General features: G+C 53.5%; 21 protein-coding genes and 1 pseudogene. 6 read left to right on the forward strand and 16 right to left on the reverse strand.

Annotation, left to right across the window (positions count from 1 at the left end; translation table 11 throughout):
• Nucleotides 1–24 precede the first annotated feature (24 nt).
• Complete coding sequence (locus HZS55_RS12955; RefSeq protein WP_179908079.1) at nt 25–531, reverse strand: hypothetical protein; 507 nt, start codon at nt 529–531, stop codon at nt 25–27.
• A 229-nt stretch (nt 532–760) separates the two neighbouring features.
• Between HZS55_RS12955 and HZS55_RS12960 the strand changes: the two genes are divergently transcribed.
• Nucleotides 761–2104, forward strand: a complete 1344-nt coding sequence (locus HZS55_RS12960) for a helix-hairpin-helix domain-containing protein (protein ID WP_179908080.1) — start codon at nt 761–763, stop codon at nt 2102–2104.
• Between the two features lie 159 nt (nt 2105–2263).
• On the opposite strand, the gene HZS55_RS12965 is transcribed toward HZS55_RS12960, so the two are convergent.
• Both HZS55_RS12965 and HZS55_RS12970 read right to left on the reverse strand, forming a co-directional pair.
• The gene (locus HZS55_RS12965) at nt 2264–2719 is read right to left on the reverse strand and encodes a hypothetical protein (RefSeq protein WP_179908081.1); all 456 of its coding nucleotides are present in this window, start codon (nt 2717–2719) and stop codon (nt 2264–2266) included.
• Between the two features lie 256 nt (nt 2720–2975).
• Entirely contained in the window at nt 2976–3152 is a 177-nt protein-coding gene (locus HZS55_RS12970) for a hypothetical protein (protein ID WP_179908082.1), read from the reverse strand.
• 128 nt (nt 3153–3280) lie between these two features.
• Between HZS55_RS12970 and HZS55_RS12975 the strand changes: the two genes are divergently transcribed.
• Nucleotides 3281–3985 (forward strand): hypothetical protein, encoded by a 705-nt coding sequence (locus HZS55_RS12975; protein ID WP_179908083.1) that lies wholly within the window; start codon nt 3281–3283, stop codon nt 3983–3985.
• Between the two features lie 196 nt (nt 3986–4181).
• On the opposite strand, the gene HZS55_RS12980 is transcribed toward HZS55_RS12975, so the two are convergent.
• The 3 genes from HZS55_RS12980 to HZS55_RS12990 form a co-directional block, all read right to left on the reverse strand.
• On the reverse strand, nt 4182–6128 hold the full coding sequence (locus HZS55_RS12980) for a minichromosome maintenance protein MCM (RefSeq protein WP_179908084.1): 1947 nt from the start codon (nt 6126–6128) through the stop codon (nt 4182–4184).
• Nucleotides 6129–6191: 63 nt separating this feature from the next.
• Entirely contained in the window at nt 6192–6740 is a 549-nt protein-coding gene (locus HZS55_RS12985) for a ribbon-helix-helix domain-containing protein (RefSeq protein WP_179908085.1), read from the reverse strand.
• The gene (locus HZS55_RS12990; RefSeq protein WP_179908086.1) at nt 6733–6951 is read right to left on the reverse strand and encodes a hypothetical protein; all 219 of its coding nucleotides are present in this window, start codon (nt 6949–6951) and stop codon (nt 6733–6735) included. Before HZS55_RS12990 ends, HZS55_RS12985 begins: the two co-directional genes overlap by 8 nt.
• A 354-nt stretch (nt 6952–7305) precedes the next feature.
• Between HZS55_RS12990 and HZS55_RS12995 the strand changes: the two genes are divergently transcribed.
• Nucleotides 7306–8649, forward strand: a complete 1344-nt coding sequence (locus HZS55_RS12995; RefSeq protein ID WP_179908087.1) for a DNA adenine methylase — start codon at nt 7306–7308, stop codon at nt 8647–8649.
• Here the strand turns inward: HZS55_RS12995 and HZS55_RS13000 are convergent.
• Together HZS55_RS13000 and HZS55_RS13005 are read right to left on the reverse strand one after the other, a co-directional pair.
• Nucleotides 8646–9419, reverse strand: a complete 774-nt coding sequence (locus HZS55_RS13000; protein WP_179908088.1) for an MvaI/BcnI family restriction endonuclease — start codon at nt 9417–9419, stop codon at nt 8646–8648. The genes HZS55_RS12995 and HZS55_RS13000 overlap by 4 nt on opposite strands.
• A 210-nt stretch (nt 9420–9629) precedes the next feature.
• On the reverse strand, nt 9630–10139 hold the full coding sequence (locus tag HZS55_RS13005) for a metal-dependent hydrolase (protein ID WP_179908089.1): 510 nt from the start codon (nt 10137–10139) through the stop codon (nt 9630–9632).
• Between the two features lie 362 nt (nt 10140–10501).
• Between HZS55_RS13005 and HZS55_RS13010 the strand changes: the two genes are divergently transcribed.
• On the forward strand, nt 10502–11104 hold the full coding sequence (locus tag HZS55_RS13010) for a hypothetical protein (protein ID WP_179908090.1): 603 nt from the start codon (nt 10502–10504) through the stop codon (nt 11102–11104).
• Between the two features lie 202 nt (nt 11105–11306).
• Here HZS55_RS13010 and HZS55_RS13015 read toward each other — a convergent pair whose 3' ends face one another.
• The 6 genes from HZS55_RS13015 to HZS55_RS13040 all read right to left on the reverse strand — a co-directional run bounded on the left by HZS55_RS13015 (nt 11307) and on the right by HZS55_RS13040 (nt 15596).
• On the reverse strand, nt 11307–11954 hold the full coding sequence (locus tag HZS55_RS13015; RefSeq protein WP_179908091.1) for a hypothetical protein: 648 nt from the start codon (nt 11952–11954) through the stop codon (nt 11307–11309).
• 82 nt (nt 11955–12036) lie between these two features.
• Complete coding sequence (locus HZS55_RS13020; protein WP_179908092.1) at nt 12037–12699, reverse strand: hypothetical protein; 663 nt, start codon at nt 12697–12699, stop codon at nt 12037–12039.
• A 556-nt stretch (nt 12700–13255) separates the two neighbouring features.
• Nucleotides 13256–13588 carry a hypothetical protein gene (locus tag HZS55_RS13025; protein WP_179908093.1) on the reverse strand — a complete coding sequence of 111 codons (333 nt, stop codon included), beginning with the start codon at nt 13586–13588 and terminating at the stop codon, nt 13256–13258.
• Nucleotides 13585–13854, reverse strand: a complete 270-nt coding sequence (locus HZS55_RS13030; protein ID WP_179908094.1) for a hypothetical protein — start codon at nt 13852–13854, stop codon at nt 13585–13587. Before HZS55_RS13030 ends, HZS55_RS13025 begins: the two co-directional genes overlap by 4 nt.
• Nucleotides 13855–13909: 55 nt before the next feature.
• Nucleotides 13910–14974, reverse strand: coding sequence for a tyrosine-type recombinase/integrase (locus HZS55_RS13035; protein ID WP_179908095.1), 1065 nt, complete (start codon nt 14972–14974; stop codon nt 13910–13912).
• Entirely contained in the window at nt 14967–15596 is a 630-nt protein-coding gene (locus HZS55_RS13040) for a hypothetical protein (protein ID WP_179908096.1), read from the reverse strand. The genes HZS55_RS13035 and HZS55_RS13040 overlap by 8 nt, the downstream gene beginning before the upstream one ends.
• A gap of 60 nt (nt 15597–15656) precedes the next feature.
• On the opposite strand from HZS55_RS13040, the pseudogene HZS55_RS13045 reads away from it, so the two are divergent.
• Nucleotides 15657–15935, forward strand: a pseudogene (locus HZS55_RS13045) (DNA adenine methylase); the annotation flags it as partial.
• On the opposite strand, the gene HZS55_RS13050 reads toward HZS55_RS13045, so the two are convergent.
• Complete coding sequence (locus HZS55_RS13050) at nt 15929–18178, reverse strand: amino acid permease (RefSeq protein WP_179908097.1); 2250 nt, start codon at nt 18176–18178, stop codon at nt 15929–15931. The pseudogene HZS55_RS13045 and the gene HZS55_RS13050 sit on opposite strands and share 7 nt — an antisense overlap.
• Complete coding sequence (locus HZS55_RS13055; RefSeq protein WP_179908098.1) at nt 18175–18666, reverse strand: universal stress protein; 492 nt, start codon at nt 18664–18666, stop codon at nt 18175–18177. The genes HZS55_RS13050 and HZS55_RS13055 overlap by 4 nt, the downstream gene beginning before the upstream one ends.
• 229 nt (nt 18667–18895) lie before the next feature.
• On the opposite strand from HZS55_RS13055, the gene HZS55_RS13060 reads away from it, so the two are divergent.
• A complete protein-coding gene (locus tag HZS55_RS13060) occupies nt 18896–19645 on the forward strand; it encodes an Lrp/AsnC family transcriptional regulator (RefSeq protein WP_179908099.1) in 750 nt (249 codons plus the stop codon).
• The last annotated feature ends 18 nt before the right edge of the window (nt 19646–19663 follow it).

Here is a 19663-nt window from a genome sequence, read left to right on the forward strand (position 1 = left end):
GCGTCAGGTTATTCTAAAGACGCTCTACTCGCTGTTCTTCACCTTCTTCACGTACTCCACAACCTCGATTCCTTTCTCTTCAAGCGCCCACCGAATCCCGTTCAAACGCACACGATTCTCCTTCACCACATCGGCGACCGACTCTACTCGGGACCGTACATCATCTAACAACTGCTTGTTCGCCTGCGTCTTGTTCTCGACCTGTTCGAGCTGCTCTTCCAGTTCATCAATCCGTGCCTCAAGTGCAACTCGCTCAGGGTCTCCGCTGTCGTCTGTGAAGATATCTCCAATCAATCCACGTTCAATCTCCGCTGTTCCGTAGTCCGTTAACTCGTGGACCCGTGTTTCTGTTCCCTGCCGCTCTTCGTACCAGTACTCGATGATGCCTTCAGGCTTCAACTTCTCTCGTACCGAGTAGCCAATCGCATCTGTACCAATCCCAGTTGAGGACTTCAGCTCGGTCGTGGAGAGTGGGCGGTCGTTCTCGTACAACGCTTCGAGAATCAGTTTCTCTTCAATTCTGATATTCATATCGCTTTGAATATATTATTTCCAACCCCAGAGAACCTTGGAAACGCCTGCGGATATTCAGGCGCTCTTCAGACTGATTCAGAACCAAAACCGACGCCAGCGACATAATTAGACAACGAGACCCCTGCGTTACCCACCAAAGACAGGACCACCACAACTCCACAGATTAAGACTCAGAAACACCCAATATGACACAAAAGTAATAGGTATAGAAGCTAGAGTATTTTGTATGACAGGAAACTGTTCTTTTAACTTAGAAGGTATAGATGAAGAAGGAAGACTACAGCTAGTCACAGGAAAGATTGCCTCTGGAAAGACGAGTTTTGGAATCAGTCTTGCTGAACAAGAAGAAGAGATTATCTCGAATCTTGAGAGCGTAGAAGGAGCGTTCTATGCGAACTCACCTGAAGCAGTAAAGGCTATTCTCAAGCTCAAACCAGAAACGAAGTTTGCTGTACTACTTGATGATATCACAGCGAATCTTAGCTATGATGTAGAGAGGAGACAGATTGTAGAGTTGGTTTCTAATTTAGTAGATGCAGGACACCGAGTTATCCTCACAGGAACCGTCTTAGATGACTTCCCTGCTGAGTTGTTGTACTTTGGCGAAGGTGAGTGGGATGATGCTACAAGAGATGTATATCACCTTCCAGAGCGTGGGCGAGCTGAATACAGAGAGATTTACAGAGTTGGTGGTCAGTTAGATACTGAAACTGCTTGCTCGTTCCCTGCGGCTCACCCATCACAGGCGTTTGATTCTCAGGAGATTCCTGAGTTCGAGTTCGACGTTGATGAGGATGACCAGAAAAACGAGCCGAAATACGATGAAGGAGATTTAATCCTCACGCCTGAAGAGTACGATAAATCTGACCCACAAACCTACATCCGAGATGGATTCAAAATCGTCGGCTGGTATGAGTCGGGAGACGAGATAGTCTACCAGTTATCGTATGTTCCTGAAGACCAGGACGACGGAGAGATTTTCGAGTCTGATATCGAAGAGAAGGGTTCCATCGAGGTCGTAGAAGATGGTGGGTATATTCACAACTATAAGAAGAACCGTGAAGAGGATTTGACCAAGGTTAGTGGCGTAGGTCTTGTTGAAGAAGCTCGGTTGCGTCGTGAAGGATATACGACGGTCGAAGACTTGCAGGTGGCTACACAGTCCGACCTCTCCTCTGTAGATGGTATTGGAAACGCTCTCGCCGCTCGTATCAAAGCCGATGTTGGAGAAGTAGAACAAGATGAAGAATTATCTCTCAGCGAGTTTTTAGAGTTGTCACGGGGACAGCAACGCAAGCGAGTAAAAATCGCTCTAGCTCAACAGACAGCGGATGACGAACTCCCTGACGACCTCTTCCAACCAGACGAGCGATTCCCACCACAAATCCATCTTGACCACCTCGAATCACAACTCGACTACAATCTCGGTCAGGTAGACGGATTCTTTGAGTTAGACTGGTCGGAGAAGTGTGATGTTGCTAAGATTGCAGCGAATAACGACCTCGGCCTCGAAGCAACTGAGAACATCATCCAGAGAATTCTCGCATCTGCGGGGGATGCTTCATGTTAGAGTACAAGCGGTCGAAGCGCAGTTTCTTCATCAAGTGTTGGTGGTGCGACGAGGAGTTCTACACTGAAGGAGAGCGGTTTGTTCACTTGTACTTCCAACACCCTCGATTCTTCGAGGAGTTTGACCGAGTAAACGACTCGTGGCTACCGTGGCGGATGACTATTCCAGAGAAACCTGAAGATGAAACTCGCACGAAAGCGGGTGATAACGATGCGTGAGACGATTCAGTCGCTCGGTCAGCGAGCAGGTGATGTTGCGAGCACGGTCGCACGTAAAGGCGGACGAGTAGCACGCAAAGGCGCTCGGGTCGCTCGTGCAGGCGGACGGACGCTCGGACGTTCCCTCGTGCGTGCAGGCAAGCGTGCTGGTCGAGGAGTTAAGTATGCGTTCCACAATCGTTCTGAAGTTCGTCAGAACAGTCGAGATGGTATCGTGACGATGATGCTCGGCTTCGGTGTTGCAGGCATCATCGTTGCGATTAGTGCGGCTGTAACGCTCGCTGTCGGTGGCGTACTTGGGTCGATAGCAACGCTCGGAGGATTGGTCCTCTCGCTCGGCGTGATTGCTCTCACAGTTCAGTCCGTATTCAGTATCTTCCAACCATGACAGGCTCATATTCTTCCTCGGCGACGTGGGATGCAGAAGCGTATGCAGGCGGACTTCTCGTGAGCGTCGTGTTCGTTGTAGGGATGGCCGTCGGCGCAACTCTTTCTCTCTTGTTCAAACGGTTCTGATTTTCTCAGAGAACACAGGCTGGCGACGGGATGATAGAGAAGTCCTCTAACGGGAGAATACAAGCAGAACAGAGTTAGTACTCTTTGAAAACAGTAGGTAGAGCGGCTAAGAAACGGACGGGAGCGAGCCTGTGCTCTCAGGCGACTTGTCGGAACTCGTCAGGGATATTGTAGTCCTCGTTCGGGTCCTGGTCTCGCTTCCGCATCTGTTCAACATACACATCTTCGAGTTCGTCAGTAAGTTGGTCGTCCCGAACCTCAATAATCACATCAGGAAACTCATCGAGACCGTAGTTTCGTGGTTGTTCAATCATCATCTGTGCCTTCTTCTGATAATCTTGAGAATTCATCTGTGTACACTAAGATACGGCTCCGAGGATTAGAGGAGTGGCGGTCAGCCCGTCCAGTAGTTACTTTAAACCAGACTGATAGTCTTCACCTGATGGATAGAGACGATATTGAACTCTTTGTCGCTATTCTCGGTACGGTTGGTACTTTTATACTCGTCTACCTCAACCTCGACAGCTCGGACACGTCTAATCTCACTTCTTGGATTCCCTCAATCTTCAGCGGGTGGGTTGGTACTGCCCTCATCATCGTCTTCATACTCTACATCCTCTGGTACATCCTCAAATTCATCGGAGGAGAGTCAGGCGGGATGTTTGAGGACGCAGAAGCAGATGTAGGCTTACGAGAATTGGATTCTATCGAAGGATGCATCGAGAGACAAGGTGTTGCGTGGAAAGGGACTGCTCATCTGAATAGAGGCGATATCACAAACATCGAAGTCCCGTTCGACCCAATTTGCCCAAACTGCCAAACAGGATTCATCGATACGACAGACGACCCATCTCTCCAAGAACAACGGCAGAATCCGAGTTATAGCCCTGAAGCTCAGTCAACACCAGTCTTCGCCTGTCCGAACGATAACTGCGGACATACGGTTGAACGAGATGCAGAACAGTACGATGCGGCGAAGCGACTGTTCGAGCGAGAGGTGAAACAAATCACGGAAAGTCGAGATAAAGACTACTCACTTCGAGCACTAATCCTGAATATCGATGGCCCTGTCACTCCGAAGAAAGTCTGGGAAGAGTACGCCGAGGTAGTAGACAACGAGTATGTCTCAACAAACTGCTTCCACTAATACTACTTACTAACAAAGCTGCTAATTAGCAACAATCTTAGCAGCTGCTAAAATCATAAAAAGAAGTGTTGAGTGTTCAAAGGAAAGCAAGGTGAACTCGCTTCCCATCTTCACTCAAATCGGCGAAATCGTAATCGTTGAACTGTTCTCCGTTCTTGTCTTGGTTTGAATTGTTTCGTGTCATAGTATCTTATCGTTAGTTCTTGGTCGTGTGCAGTACACCGTCGTCACCTTCGTAGAGCGCATCATCTTCAAGGCGACTCTCAATCGCCCATCGGACGGTCTCCTGGTCGAGTTGGTGATTCATCACAATCCGCTTCTCGACTTCTGTTCGAGTCGGGTCGTCATCGTCAGCGTGGTGGAGAGTATCCACAGCATCAACAACACGTTCCTTCGCTTCCGTCTGTTCCGAGTTCTCACCTGTCCACAGTACGGATTTGTCGATGTTGGCTTCATCGAGGCGGTTGACGGAATCGATGAGCATCTCCGCTCCACGAGTCATATCTTGCTTCTCGATTTGGTCGTGTCCGTTGAGGCGAGCGAACACGGTTGCGAGTCGCATAATCGTCGGGAGTTTACGAAGGTCGATGTGGTCACTATCATCAGCTCGGAGGGAAGCGAATTCCGAAGCGACGAACTCGACAACATCTTCACTTGGTGGCGACGGTTCGGATTCTTTGAGGTATTCCACGAACTTGCCGAACTCGGTTTTGGTGAGTCGGTCGTGGTCTGTTTCATCAGCAGCGGCTTCTTGCCAGCGAGTCATCATCGCCGTCGCTTTCTGCTTATCCGTTTCTTCATCCTGATTGTCTTGGATGATGTAGATGAGACCGAATCGACTGAGTAGCGCAGGGTCGAAATTAAACTGGTCGTCTAACGCTTCGTGTTCGTTGAACTTCCCGTCGATAGGGTTGCTTGCGCCGATGAACGAACCTGTCGTCGTGAGTTCTTGGTCTACACCACCGCTAGTAATCGAGTACGATTGGTGTTCGAGCGCCGACTTCATCCCTTGCATCTCTTCGGGATTCATATCGGCGACTTCATCCATCATCACATCTCGGTATCGGAAGAACGGTCCACTATGAGCATACCATCCGCCCTTAGTCTCATCTTCTTTTGCGAACCCGAGGAGTCCTGCCTTTGATGACCCGCTCCCTTCAACCATCTTTGAGCGATTCACTGATTCCTCGACAAATTCGAGAATCTTGGTTTTACCAACTGCAGGAGAACCAATCCCGATGATGTTCATGTCGCTACGGTCCATCCACTCCACGTCACCAGAGACGACGGCGGCGAGAACACCTTGCTTGAAGTCCTCAATCTCTTCACCGACAATATGTGGGGCGAGTGATTCGAGGAGAAGGTCTTCCGCATCACCTGACTCAACGATTTCTTCGAACCGTTCTCGTTCTTCATCAGAGACTTCAATCGACTCCTGTTCGTTATCGATTCCAAGGGCGACTAACTCTCGCTCTTTCACAGCGTCGTTCTTCTGCTCTCGATACGTTCGAGGGATGGCCGTAACCGTGACAGTCTCACCAACCTCAACCGAATCAAGTAGTGGCGGGTAGAGGTGAGTAAGAATATCCTCGCCTTGTCGGTCAGCAGTTGCATCATCGCTGAGTTTGATGAGTTGGCGGGTTTGCTCTACTTCCTCTTCCTCGATGATTTTGAACTTCGACTGCGCCGTGTTATTGCAGTCTTCGGACACACACGAGTGCGGCTTGTCGATTTGACCGTCTACCGTGTACTGGCTAACGCTGTGCCGAGTGCCACAAACAACACACCGCCATACGGTGTCGATTGTAATCGGCTTCTTTGCGTACACTTGTTCAACCGTCGCATCTATCTGAACGAGTCGGTCGTGGTCAGCGGTCTTGAGTTCATCAACTCGCTTTCCGTCCTGTTCGGTTTCCACGACAAGGTTCGTGTACTTGATTTCGTCCGACTCAATCAAGCCCTGTTCAACAGCTCGCTCACATCCAATAATTTCGAGGTTATGGAGAGCGCCATCTGGGTCGTTCTCGAACATACGTGGGAGGTTTTCGTTGAGGTCGCTCAGATTATCGAAGTCGAGCGTGACTGTAACCGTCACATCATCCACGTCGATAGTGGCGAGGTCTTCATCGTAGATTTGTTCCATAGTCTGTACGAGTCCTTCGTTTCGTTCAAAGTTGTATTTAGTTAGATAATCAATCATAGTTTGTTAAAGGTTGTATTTGTCTGCAAGGTCTTGTTCATCAGCCGATGCTACAATCGAGTCTGGGAGGTAGTCCGCAGGGTCGATATCATCAACCCGCTGTTCAGCGAGGTCGAGAACAGCATCCACGGAGTCACACTCATCTTCAAGCTGCAGAACAGTCTCGACCGAAGATTGAGCGGCCACCGTCACATCCAGTTCTTCGTCGCCAACAGCGAGATACGCCGCTACTGTATTGAGAGCCTCTTCGAGTTCTTCTTCAGCCGACTGTTCTCGTTCCTGCTGCTCTTCGAGTTGGTCTCGCTTGTGTTCCAAGAGAGCCTTCTTCGATTTGATATCCTGCTCGATGCTTGCTTTCTGCTGTTCGAGCGAATCAATCTCATCTTCAAGCCGAGCGATTTCGTCTTCGAGGTCGCCAGGAGAGATTGCCTGCGAGAGGATATCCCGAATCAGAGCCGCTCGTGAAGAGTACCCTCGACGTTCTTTGATAGCGTCGAGTTCATCGACGAACTCCGCATCCATCGGAACGGACGGGTTGCACTTCTTGTTATTCATCACCTCCCTGAGCAACTACACTCTTTGAATCTTCAATTGGGACTGATTTGAGGAACTCTACTTGGACTGTGCCATCATCGAACCAGCGCAGAAGAACGCTATCGGCATCTTCTGGGCGGTTTTTCTTTGAAAAGGTAACTTGCCCGTAGTCAGTCATATTCTTTTTCTCGGTCGCTACGACTTCTCGTGAGTTATCAGATTCTTTACTCATCCTGTATATATGTATATTTAGCCAACCCTATTAAACCATCGGCAATATGACACGAATAGAACGGCAATAGAGTACTGAGGATGTGATTTAGTTGGAGTTCAAAGTATTATTGATGGCTTCTTATGAGAATACTACTTAATAGTGATTAGAAACAAAGCTGCTAATTGCTAAGAAAGCTGCTAATTAGCAACATCGTATTGAATAGCTCAACGAGTTTAGCTAAACTATCAAATAAACTACCTATATTACCCTGGAGTGTCTACCTCCTGATGTGCCAGGAACATCTTTAGACAGACAGCGAAAAGACGATAACCTCCACTCCCAACCATCTGAACAAGCGACTACGCATCACGCATGACTAACTCACACCAATCTACTATCGACGGTGTAGTAGCCGACGACGACAGTCTGGAGTCGTATAACTGGACTTTCGAGAAGTCGGATACGCAGTATCTCACGCACGGTCTCCACAATTATCCTGCTCGGATGATTCCGAAAATTCCCGACACGCTTCTCGGGCACTACAAGCAAACTGGTGTCATCGAGGAAGGCGACCTCGTATATGACCCGTTTTCGGGAAGCGGGACGACAGCCGTCGAGGGGCGACTTCACGGATTGAACGCTGAAGGAAACGATATCAATCCGTTCGCCGTGATGCTCTCCGAAGCGAAGGCAATCCCGTTGGAACGTGGCGGACTGAGTGAGGCTCGGGACGCACTTGTTGACGGCCTATCCGAAGACCTCCGAGAAGTTCGTGAGGCATACGACGAGTCGGGCGAAGTCGAGTGGCTAGAGATGCCCGATGTTCGAGACGGGTGGTTCCCCGAACCGCAGCTCCACGAGTTGACTGCACTTCGAGACCGTATCGATTCGGTTGAGGATGAGTTTGGTGAGGCGTATGCCCGCTTCTTCCGTATCGTTCTCTCTCATACGACCCGTAAGGTATCCTACCAGCGCAACGGCGAGTACAAGCGTTACAGACTCGCCGAGGAAGACCGAGCTGACCACAATCCCGATGTTGAGGCTATCTTCACGAAGAAACTGAAACAGAATATGGAGAAGATGCGGGATTACAGCAATCGTGTTGACCACGACCTCGACACGACCATCCACTACTCTGACTCCCGAACCGCTGTCGAGGATGTGGGTGAGAATCAAGCCGATATCGTCATCACCTCGCCTCCATACGGCGACCATCAAACAACGGTTGCCTACGGTCAATTCAGTCAGGACCCTGCACTCCTCACAGGGAAAGTTACCTACGACGAGATGAAGGACGTGGACAAGACGGGACTCGGTGGGCGATACGATGTTCTCGAACCGCTCTCTGAACTCGAAGAGTATTCGCCGACGCTCAAAGCAACGCTGGACACGCTACGGGAGAAGGACGGTCGTTCTGATGATGCGATGGACTTCTTCCGTGACTACTATGCGGTGATGGAGCAGGTCGGAGAAATCACGAAGAGTGGTCAGCCTGTGGCGTGGGTTGTGGCGAATCGGACGATGAGCCGAGTGAACATCCCGACGCACCTGATTACCCGAGAACTCTGTGAACACCTTGGGTACGAGTTCAATGTGAATCTTCCTCGGGAAATCCCGAACAAGACGCTTCCGTGGGAGAACGCACCCGAAAACGTGGAAGGGACGAAAGGCGATTTGATGGCGAACGAGAATATCGTTATCCTGCGAGCGCCTTAGAAGTCGCTGAGCCCTTGTTGCGGGTCTTCGGTGACTGTTGCATCTCGACCGATGCCGTCGATGAGCTGGGACCGAGTTTCGAACGCTCTATCGAGTTTACTGGTGTCTTTGATGCGGAACGCTGTACCGTGGTTGCGTGCGCCGCCCGAATCCCGCAGGTGCATCCGCAGGTCGATTTTGATGATAGACTCCCGAATCAGGTTCAGGAACTCTTCGGCGTCGAATCCTTCCAGGTAGTACGCTTCGTTGTACCAGAAGTGTTCGTCGCCGTCGATAGTCTGTGTGTCCGCCTCCACGAGAACCATCTCGGGAACTTTCTCGACATACGTATCGTGGAGGAAGTCGAGCGGATAGGTAGCGATTATCCCGTCGTCTTCGTGTTCGATATGTACGCCGTCATCATCTGTGACGGTTCGGAATCCCTGATTGTTGTAGGTATCAACGTGGAGTGTGATTTTGAGTGCGGGCCGTCCGTCATCGTCTTCATAGCCGTATTTCTCCACCAGCGACGACGCCCACAGTTCACGGGAACCTCTCGGTGGCTCTTTCGTGAACAGCGTCATCATACTGCCCGAGTTCCGACGAGCGGACTTCAGCTCGACACCTGCGGCGTCAGGACCAGGGACGTTGTTCTCTGTGATACCGAGTAAGTCTTCAAGCGTCTTTCCGATGCCTGTGTTCCCGCTTCGGTGGGATTTGACGTATCCCATCTCCTCTATCTCTTCGAGTTTCTCGACAAACTCTTCGAACGAGTCGAAGTTCCCGTGCATCTGCAACCGACTTTTAGCTCAGTAGCTTTAGCTTTTGGCACCAAGTGAGTCACTTGATGGAAGAGCCATATTTTGAGCAGAACACATAACAACCAAATTTTCGCCGTCACATCAGCCTAATTCTCTTCTCGAATCTGTATACAGCGGACAATATATTGTCGCCTGTGTACAGTGAATAGCGCCTATGTGCTGACAGGTGGGGGTCGGGGTTTACACTAGGAAGTGTTGTTGGAGAGCAATCGCAACTGCAACTCCGTTCGCCACGAGACCGAGCAGATAGAACGCCCAGTTACCGATGAACGAGCCGCTCTTTGTTAGGCCGAGTGCGTGCTTGTGCGAGCTAATTGGTTTGTACGGGCGCACCCCTGAAGGAGTCATACTATCACCGACGATGTGGAACAGCACCGAACAGAAGCCGACGAAGAACAGGAACGCCACGGGAACCGCAACCGCAACAACTCCAATCTCATCGAGTCCGTATTGAATCCCAACCCCGAGACCTGCGAGTCCAAGCCCAACCAAGACCGCAAACCAAATTGTGTGCGTTGGTCCTCGATGCGGGAGGAGAGCAATCACCATATCTTTGTCTGGGAGCATCGAGAGAAACAAGATTGTCACCAACCCACCGATGGCTAAGATTGGGCGTCCCGCTTCAAGCAGGATGTAGGTTATCGGCGAGTAGAGCAAGAGGGCGATTCCTTTGTGTCCTTGACCGTGCATGGTTTCATAATTCAACCCGTTTCAGAGCGTATCGTTCCTTAGATGATTCTGCGAGCGGTGCGACAATCTCCATCTCCCTAAGCGACGAGATGATGTTGTACGTCTTCATCTTCGTCCACCCAAACTGAGATGAGAGTTGGTCTACGGTTGCGGTTCCAGCTCGGCGGAGATACATCACGATGAGTTTGCCTGCGTCCGATTCTACACGAGAAAGTAATTGTTCTAATTTCATAACTGAACAACTGTAAATATATTCTCGAAGTCTAAATATGTTGTTGTAGTTATACTTTGGGTGCGCCCGTGCGTGGGTGTGGTTTGGTACACAGGAGCACCTTAAGGGATTCATATAATTATATTGGTATATGCTTTCTGCGGTGACAGAAGACTTACGAAGTGAAGCACAGACAGACGGAATTTCGAACGCTGAAGATTACGACCGCTCCCCATCTGAGCGAGAGTTCGACAGGCTCGCTGGTGAACTCGGTGAGTTGGCGTTCGCTCGATTTCTTGAAGAACAGACTAATTTTGCGTTCGAACATCTCGGCGGCAAGACTGAGTGCGACTTCAACGTCGAAGGAGTCGAGATTGATGTGAAGACTCGAACAGAGATTGACGATAACAAGCGAGACCTCATCGTCCCGACCGACCTCCCAGACGGCCTCCACGATATGTACATCCTCCTGCGTTGCGTGTACGATGAAGATGAGATGGACAAGCAACGTCACAAGCGCAGCATCCAAGGAATCGAAGTCATCCAACGATGGGACAAGGAGACAGTTGAAGAGAAAGGCGAGGCGTTCAACCCACCACAAGTGCAAGGGCGAGCATCAGAGAATTATCGAGATACAGTCATCGTTGATTTTGAAGACGGTGACGGACTGCTCGATGTTATCCCGACTATCGAGCGGATGGTTCGGGAGACCGTTCAACTCTCTGCTGAACCGCAAGCACAGCCTGCTGACTGATTCACATCTTTTCTCTAACTCTTAACCAACACTCGAACGCTCAGAGTAACATCTGTTGGTTAAGACTTTCTGGCGGGTTCTCCGCCGTGCCCGTTCGATTGTTAGACGCTCTACTTACCGAATTCGGACAGTAATAACTCTGTTCTGCTTGAAAACACGGAGTAGAAGGCTTCTCAACACCTCCGTAGCTAGCCTGTGCTCTCTAAGCGTTATACGGATTACTCCCCCAGAATTGTTTGTACTTTCTATCAACTAACTCAAGTCCTAACGCTCGTGGAGGTTCACTTTTATAAGTACTATTGATTTCAGAATTTCGTACAACATCATAGACGTAATAGTGATGTTCAGTTTGAATAACGACTGTTTCGTTTTGGTCTACTCGATTCCACGACAAAGGAAAGTCTCCATCAGACATATCAGAAGAATCCCACCACTCTTCATATTCAGGTATTCCTGAATATTCTTGTTGGTTATTTCGAAGAACCCACACTCTTTGATAACTATCTTGTTGCTCGATTTCAAGGTAACACTGCCACGTTGAAGCGTTCTCTTCACTATCATCACTAGAATAATCTCGGAAAGATTCACAGTGGGAAAACCATATATTTGGCTCTTCTTGGAGAGCGTAACTCTTCGAGTCGAACGTATAATCTTGGATGGTTTGCGACTCGATATCTGTATCTAATCGCTCGTTCTCTTGTTGTAATTTATCAGTTCGCTCTTCGAGTTCACCGATTCTATCTTGTTGTTCGGCGAGCTGGTCCTGGTGGTCTACATAAGAGTATCCCAGATACCCGATGCTAACAATTACAAAAACAATACCTATAATCTGTACAGTTCGTGAGAACATATAATATTATTTATATCTCAAACGTTTAATAATTTCTCCTGATAAAATACGATATAAGAGCTGGTGCTTGTCGCTTGTACTGCTACGGGACACTATGCGGACTGCAAAGGTGAGCGATATCCATCTCAAAGACAACGATATTGTCGCCCTCACTTGTGACTTCAATTTCGCTCTGGTCAGTCGTTTCTACCCGCACACGCTCGTACTCAACCGACGGCCACTCCCAAGAATTCTCAGGTGCTTCAATTTCAACTGTTTCGCCGTCCCCGACCACGCCCAGGTATCCGTGCGTACCCGTGCCTGTAGTTAGGAGAGCAATCTTTTCCTTCTCCAATTGTGCCCAGCGATTCGCTGTGATAGATTCGTCGCCAACCTCACCAAGTACGACTTCATCGAGATATTCGTCTTGGACTGAGAAATTAAAGACCTCCCACGGGGCATCGGACGGCTCGTGGTAGGAGAGATTAATCCCAACCGTGTACGATTCTGACTTCGTTCGCAGGAGGTTCAGGTCTTCGAGCATATCAGCGTGAATCGAGACGTGCAGTATCTGCTGGTCGATAGCGGGGATATCGATAGTGTAGTATACAGGGGTTTTCTCCGCTTCCGTGAGTTCGTCTTCCCCTACCTCATCTTGTTCATCAGCCGCTCCACGGACTTTCTCAGCCGTTTTACCGAGTGGGACGCCAGCCTGTGTTGTAAGAGCGATACCGCCGACCGTCTTGATGTAGTTGCGTCTATTCATAGTTTCCTCCGAAGCAGTTGCTTCACGACTTGGTGACGCTCACGGTAATCTTCGAAATCGACCCGCTCACCGTCGATGATGGCGATATTTGATAGATACTCAGTCCCGAGTCTATTCTGCACGGTTATCGTCCAATCTTCGACCGTGTAAACATCGTAGATATACCTGTTACCGTCCACAGACCAATCTCTGTAGCTATGATAGTCAACTCGGGATACAAATCGTTGTAAGAGATTGACTGCCTCTGCGACTGAATCAACGCCATATCGTAGCATACCAAAAGTGGCTATAATCTGCGACCCACCTTCTGTGTCTGGTGGAATCTCAGTGTATCTGATAGACGGGTGCAGTGGATAGTTAGAGTAGAGCGAAGTGATGTGTGTGCCGCTCACTTCTGACTCGAATCCCTTATGTTCCACTTCAAACCCTGCGATTGACTCGGGTACTCGCCGCCTGTATTGTTCGGGTGTCAGGCGTCCGTCCGTGTCCGTGTGTGCGAGTGAGAGTGTGGGCGTGAGTGCGATACCGCTTACTGACCGAAGGTACGTTCTCCGTCTCATATTCCAGTCACCGCCGTAAAGCCGACCGCCAGCCCGTGCGCCACGATACTACTCACAGCCAGAACGCCGATGGAGTGCAGGACGAGTCCCTGCGATATTTCGGGAGTGTATCCCGAAACTATCATCCCGCCTACGAGTCCGACGACGACAAACACCACTATCAGTTTGGTCTGCAGTAAGAGATAAAACGAATAGCCGAACAGCAACAGGCCAGCGACGACCTCGTTGATGTGAACTAACATCACCGCCGCCACCGTGACAGCGATGTTCAGAACAAAGATGAGTGGCAGACTAAGCAAGCCGTGATTATTCACTAAGCGCACGCTCATCTGTCACCTCCGAGTAGCGCCGAGTGCAGGTTTCGCTCTTCGAGTTGCTGGTACTCGCCGATTAAAGCGTCCCGACGAATCTTTTGATGCTGGTCAGAAGCAAACTCAGCAACTTCATCGAAGGAAGCATCTTGGCTTTCGACTTCGACTTCAAGACCGTGCGATTGTAGTTTGACTCGTGTGCGATTGTTTTCAGTCGATTCATCCTCGTCCGTCTCCTCCCCGTCAGTTGCACTTGGGTCTGGAGTATCTGAATCATCCGTCACATCTGAATATACACAGGGCGAGAATATAGTAGCTGCCAGCTGTCGGACACTTTAGCTATAACTGAGGGCCGTGCCGTTGCATCTGCGACCGCAAGAATTCGTCCTTATCTCCCGAAGTGTAAATCTCTGTCACCGACACGCTGTGGTGGCCAAGGATTTCCTTTAGCTCGTAGATTCCCGACTCGCCAGTCGATTGGATAAATTCTTCGGCGAACCCGTGACGGAGTGAGTGTGTAGTATACTTGGCTCGTTCTTGGCCACTCTGGGTTTCGATAACCTCCTGGTCTTCGAGATGGTCAGCGGCTTGGCGAACTATCTTCGAGACCCGCTTCGGAGAGATGCCGCCGTTCGAGCGTGAATCGTTCGTCACGAAGAGATAGTCCGAGTCAGAGTTATAGTACGCCTCACGCTTCGCTTTCATCCAGATTTCGAGATTCGTCTTCACTTTCTCGCTGAACCACACCCTCCGACCAGTCTCTGTCTTCACAGGTGGTATTTCGAGACGGCGGTCGTCTAAGTCCACATCACCCATCTGGAGCGCACAAATCTCAGCACGACGAATCCCACACGAATACAAGATAGATAGTATCAGGCGATTCCGAAATTTCGGAGCGGGAGCGTTCTGGTACATCGCCTCGAACTGCTCGGGAGAAACTGCAACATAATCATCACCCCACTTCTCTTTCTGCGCTGTGGTGCCGTGTTTGACATAATCCGTTACCGAGGTCTCGTCAGCCGCATCATACTCGACGTACCCTTCTGAGCGAAGGAATTTGATAAACGGCTGTACATAATTGTATGTCGTCTGGACGGTGGACTTAGCATACTCTTCGTCGTGAAGCATCCACATAATAAAATAGTCGAGTATATTGTTGTCAGAGCGTTCGACTGTGACGATTTCTTGGTCTATCGTCTCATCTATAACACCATCAAAATCTGGAGCGATATCCGTCTCAGCGTCGATATCCGTATACTCTAAATCAAACTCATCTAAGAACCGTTCGAACCGTTGAAGGCTGTACTTGTAACCGTTAAACGTTTTCTTGGCTTTGCCTTTCCCACGCTTCGACGCAATATACGCATCTCTCAACTCCTCGAACGACGGTTTATCGTTACTCATCTTCCACCTCCACGAAGAAGAAGTACCCTTTGTGGTCGATTCTCACGACGGACTCTACATCTCGCTCTAACTCTCTAAGTGCATCCAATACTTCACCCTGCGACTTATTCGGGAACTCCAACACGATATCGAGCCAATAACCCCACGAGCGACCTCGACCGTCAACAGGATTCTGAAACTTCTCAGTAGTATCGATAGCTCGGTAGATTCCTTGTACTGCTTCGTCCATATCATCGAAAGTCGGGATAATCTCATACAACTCAGTCGTGATGGACTCGCCTGTCCCGACGGCCCGACTATACACTTCGTCTTGGTGAGCCTGCACCGCTTCCACTACATCGAGAATTTCTCTCGTATCTTCACGCACGAGTTCGACCTTCTCTTCTACTGCCGACGTATCCGCAGTCACTTCGCCAGATGACGAATCTAACTCACCTGTCTCTCGGGAAATCAGTTCTTCAACCGCCTCACGAATCAACTTCGAACGGTCATCGTACAAGTGAGGAAACGAATTTGGGAATTCGTCGTCGCCGAGGTCGGGGTCGAACGGTGTACAGACAGCATCCCACTTTCTGAGCTTATTCGCCTGAACTCGCAACGCAACCCGTTCCCAGTTAGTCATCGATACTAACCAGTTAGAACGCCGCTGTTATAACGATTTGTGTCACGTTCAACTGACTACAACCAGTACAGCGCCGCGGGCTTCGACCGCGACGATCAGGAGCGGCTGCTCGAGGTAGCGGTCGAACTCGACGAGCGAGGGGCGTGGGTCGTGCTCTCGAACAGCGGCGTCACGTACGACCGCTACGACGAGGCGGGCTTTTCCGTCGAGCGGGAGGGCGCCACGCGGGCGATAAACAGCGACGCGAGCGCCCGCGGCGAAGTCGACGAGATCGTGGCGACGAACGTCCCGGAGAGTGAGCGGCGCGGGCCGAACCAGCGGTCGATCGAGGACTACTGATTGCCGAACAGCCGTTCGCGCAGCGACCGCTCGTGTTTCTTCTCGGCGAGGAGGACCGAACAGTCCACGTCGTCGACGACGTCCATGACGACCGACCCGCCGACGAGCCGCTGGAGTAGCCCCCGCTCGCTGGCGCCGAGGATCACGAGCGTGGCGTCGTCGGCCGCCGCTTCGATCGCGGTCTCCACGTCGCCGGTTTCGACGTGGAGGTCGGCGTCGCCGAGGTCGTGGTCGCCGGCCCAGCCGGCGAGGAAGTCCGCACCTTCGGCGCTCTCGCCCTCGTCGGCGACGTACAGCAGGCTGACTTCCGAGCCGAACTCCCGGCGGAGAACCGTCGCGATCTCGGCGGAGAGATCGGAGTCGGGGCCGCCGGCGGTGGGGACGAGCACGCGCTCGGTGTCGAGGCCGCGGTCGCGCAGGACGAGGAAGTCACAGGGCGGGTCGCCGGTCATCTCGTCGATAGCGGACTCGGCGCGGCCGGGCGAGCCGTGGGCGTCCGGTCCCCAGCCCATGACGACCTGGTCGGCGTCGTGGGTGCGCGCGGCGTCGAAGATCTCCTCGAAGCCGCGGTGGGAGAGGATGGTGTGGGTCTCGACGGGGACGCCGAAGGTCTCGGCGTTCGCCCGGGCGCGGTCGAGCAGTGCTTCGGAGGTAGCGTCGATGTCGTCGGCGCGGTCGCGGGCGCTCGACAGCGATGTCTGGTCGGGGACGGTGACGATGTGCGTTGCGACGACCGTCCCGCCCTTGGCCTTGGCCAGCGCGCTCGCGAGCGTGATGAGTTCCTGTTCGTGTTCGGGGTTGGCGAGCGGGACCATCACGCGGTAATCGCCGCCGTCCGGTGCGACCGTCTCCGCCGCCGAAACCGCGATGTCGGGCATCTCCTCGGAGTGTTCTGTCACGAACTCGCCGAGCGCCCCCTCGTAGACCGTGTGCCGGCGGGCGTAGACGAGGTACCAGACCACGGCGGTCGCGACGAACGCCATCGAGAGACCGATCTCGATCGGGTCCATGAACGTCACGAGCGCCAGCGACGCGACGGCCCCGACGATCGGCGTCACGGGGTAGAACGGCACCGTGAAGTCGGGGTCGTACTCCTCGACGTCGGCTTCGCGGAACACGATGAGTCCGACGTTGATCAGCGCGTAGACGATGAGGTGGAGGACGCTCGCGGCCTTCGCGAGCACTTCGAGCTGCTGGCCCAGTGCGGCGATGAACACGATGATCACCGCGCCCGTGACGAAAATCGACCGGTAGGGCGTGGCGAAGGATGGGTGGATGTCGTTGAGCCAGTCGGTGACGATCCCGTCCCGGCCCATCGCGAAGTTGATCCGCGCCGAGGCGAGGATGCTCGCGTTGGCCGACGACGCGGTCGCCAGCAGCGCCGCGAGCGTTACGACCGTCACCGAAATGCCGGTCAACCCGCCGGGGAACGCGATCCTCGTCACCTGAGCGACGGGGGCGTCCCGGCTCAGGTCGGGCCACGGGACGACCCCCAGCATGATCGTCACGAGGATCCCGTAGACGACGGTCACGAGCGCGACGCTCCCGATGACGGCGATCGGGAGATTCCTGCCGGGGTTCTTCAGTTCCTCCGCGACGGTCGCGATCTTGGCGTAGCCGAGGAAGGAGACGAACACGACCGCGGTCCCCGGGAGGATCGCGCCGTAGCCCATCGGGGTGAGACCCCCGTCGCCGACGAGGACGGCGTAGTCGAAGGACAGCCAGCCGAACACGGCGAAGACGCTCAGGATCGACAGGAGGGTGAGGACGATCACCGTCTGGATACCGCCGGTCTCCTTGGCGCCGACGTAGTTGACACCGACGAAGACGACGCCGGCTATCAGCGCGCCGACCTGGATGTCCGCGAGAAACAGGAAGCCGGGGACCGGGGCCAGCGTGGTGAGGTACTGGCCGAACCCGATACAGTAGAAGGCCGAGGCGAAGGCCAAGCCCATCCAGTCGCCCATTCCGGCGATCGAACCGAACAGCGGGCCCAGCGAGCGGTTGATGTAGTAGTAGCCGCCGCCCGCCTTGGGCATCGCCGTCCCGAGTTCCGACACGGAGAAGGCGTTTATCATCGCGACGACGCCGCCGACGAGGAAGGACGCGACGACGACCGGACCCGCCTGCTGGGCGGCGACGCCCGGGAGGACGAAGATCCCGGCGCCGATCATCGTCCCGATCCCGATCGTCATCGCCGAGAGCAGGCCCAGGTCCTTCGCGAGTTCCTCCTCGCCGCTCATTCCGACTCGTCCCCCGGCTCGGTCGGGTCCTCCGGCGTGACCTCCTCGATCTCGGCGTCCGTCTCGGGGTCGGGGAGCGCCACGACCGGTCGGTCGGACTCGGTGACGAGCCGGAGCGTCTTGTCGCCGGCCAGGAACTGGACCAGCCGGTTCCCGCCCCGCGGACGGAAGGCGATAGCCGACGCGTCGACCTCGTCGGCCGCCCGGACGATCGCGCCTACCACGTCGGAGTCGTACAGCACTCGCTCGTCCGCCGACGGGAACTCCTCGCGGAAGGCCTCGAACGCCGCGTCCGCCACGGCCTCGCTCTGTTCGACCGGGGTCTTGTCCGGCACGCCGCCGCCCTTCTCGACGACGTACGCGACGGTCACCCGGTCGGGGCTCTGGCGCGCGAGAGCCCGGGCCGTCGCCCGCGCGTCCGACTCGTCGGCGACGGGGACGAGCGCGTGCGACGTGACGCCCCGTTCGCCGTCTCTGGACTCGGTCATATCTCGCTAGCTATACTGGTCGCGTAAAATACGTTCCGATAATTACGCAATCGATTGTTTTTTCGAGCGGAAATTTAGTTTTCGTTTCCTCCGGGTAGCGGACCACTGTCCCGCCGTTTTCGGGCTTTCCGGCCACCGTCCCGACCGATACCGGCGGGGAGCGGGCGCTATCGTAACGAAAGCGGACGAAACAGGGGTGCTTATTTTCGATCCGGTCGTAGATATAAGTATGACAGACCGGTTCGACGAGATCGACAGGCGCATCGTCTACATGCTCGCGGAAGAGGCGCGACACACGTCGGCGCCGGACATCGCGGCGGAGGTCGACGTCTCCCCGGCGACGATACGGAACCGGATCCGCCGTCTCGAAGCGGAGGGCGTGATCGAGGGGTACCACGCCCAGATCGACTACGAGAAGCTCGGCGGTCGGCTGACGAACCTGTTCCTGTGTACCGCGTCGGCGACCGACCGCAAGCGCTTCGCTCAGCGGGTGCTCGACATCCCCGGCGTTGTCAACGTCCGGGAGATCATGACCGGCGACGAGGACCTCCACGTGACCGTCGTCGGACGGGACATGGCCGACATCAGGCGCATCTCGCGCGAGATCGCCGCGATCGGGGTTCACATCGACGACGAGGACCTGCTGCACCGCGAGCACTTCCAGCCCTACGAGCCGTTCGGCTCCGACGGCGACGATCCCGCGAAGCCGGTGACGGGCATCGCCGACATCAGCGAGGACGCGGACGTGGTCGAGGTTCAGGTCGGTGCGGACGCGCCCATCGTCGGGAAGACGCTGGAGAACGCGGCGAGCGAGGGGCTGCTGGACCGGGACGTGCTCGTCGTGTCGCTCGACAGCGACGAGGGCGAGGACGGGGTGACACCGGACGGGACGACGGCCGTCTCCGGCGGCGAGACGGTGACGCTGTTCTCCAGGACTGGTCTCGCCGAGGAGACGCTCCGCGTGTTCACGGGGCGATAGCCCTCGGCCCGGGGGAAA

Origin of the sequence: Halosimplex rubrum (assembly GCF_013415885.1) — an archaeon.
GTDB classification, from domain to species: Archaea; Halobacteriota; Halobacteria; order Halobacteriales; family Haloarculaceae; genus Halosimplex; species Halosimplex rubrum.

Coding starts and splice junctions, on each gene's coding strand:
- HZS55_RS13035 (WP_179908095.1), bottom strand. CDS start 14,974: ATGAGTAACGATAAACCGTCGTTCGAGGAGTTGAGAGATGCGTATATT.
- HZS55_RS12985 (WP_179908085.1), bottom strand. CDS start 6,740: ATGAATAACAAGAAGTGCAACCCGTCCGTTCCGATGGATGCGGAGTTC.
- HZS55_RS12965 (WP_179908081.1), bottom strand. CDS start 2,719: ATGAGCCTGTCATGGTTGGAAGATACTGAATACGGACTGAACTGTGAG.
- HZS55_RS13010 (WP_179908090.1), top strand. CDS start 10,502: ATGCTTTCTGCGGTGACAGAAGACTTACGAAGTGAAGCACAGACAGAC.
- HZS55_RS13050 (WP_179908097.1), bottom strand. CDS start 18,178: ATGAGCGGCGAGGAGGAACTCGCGAAGGACCTGGGCCTGCTCTCGGCG.
- HZS55_RS12990 (WP_179908086.1), bottom strand. CDS start 6,951: ATGAGTAAAGAATCTGATAACTCACGAGAAGTCGTAGCGACCGAGAAA.
- HZS55_RS12995 (WP_179908087.1), top strand. CDS start 7,306: ATGACTAACTCACACCAATCTACTATCGACGGTGTAGTAGCCGACGAC.
- HZS55_RS13020 (WP_179908092.1), bottom strand. CDS start 12,699: ATGAATAGACGCAACTACATCAAGACGGTCGGCGGTATCGCTCTTACA.
- HZS55_RS13055 (WP_179908098.1), bottom strand. CDS start 18,666: ATGACCGAGTCCAGAGACGGCGAACGGGGCGTCACGTCGCACGCGCTC.
- HZS55_RS13015 (WP_179908091.1), bottom strand. CDS start 11,954: ATGTTCTCACGAACTGTACAGATTATAGGTATTGTTTTTGTAATTGTT.
- HZS55_RS12980 (WP_179908084.1), bottom strand. CDS start 6,128: ATGGAACAAATCTACGATGAAGACCTCGCCACTATCGACGTGGATGAT.
- HZS55_RS13025 (WP_179908093.1), bottom strand. CDS start 13,588: ATGAGCGTGCGCTTAGTGAATAATCACGGCTTGCTTAGTCTGCCACTC.
- HZS55_RS13060 (WP_179908099.1), top strand. CDS start 18,896: ATGACAGACCGGTTCGACGAGATCGACAGGCGCATCGTCTACATGCTC.
- HZS55_RS13000 (WP_179908088.1), bottom strand. CDS start 9,419: ATGCACGGGAACTTCGACTCGTTCGAAGAGTTTGTCGAGAAACTCGAA.
- HZS55_RS12970 (WP_179908082.1), bottom strand. CDS start 3,152: ATGATTGAACAACCACGAAACTACGGTCTCGATGAGTTTCCTGATGTG.
- HZS55_RS12955 (WP_179908079.1), bottom strand. CDS start 531: ATGAATATCAGAATTGAAGAGAAACTGATTCTCGAAGCGTTGTACGAG.
- HZS55_RS12960 (WP_179908080.1), top strand. CDS start 761: ATGACAGGAAACTGTTCTTTTAACTTAGAAGGTATAGATGAAGAAGGA.
- HZS55_RS12975 (WP_179908083.1), top strand. CDS start 3,281: ATGGATAGAGACGATATTGAACTCTTTGTCGCTATTCTCGGTACGGTT.
- HZS55_RS13005 (WP_179908089.1), bottom strand. CDS start 10,139: ATGCACGGTCAAGGACACAAAGGAATCGCCCTCTTGCTCTACTCGCCG.
- HZS55_RS13040 (WP_179908096.1), bottom strand. CDS start 15,596: ATGACTAACTGGGAACGGGTTGCGTTGCGAGTTCAGGCGAATAAGCTC.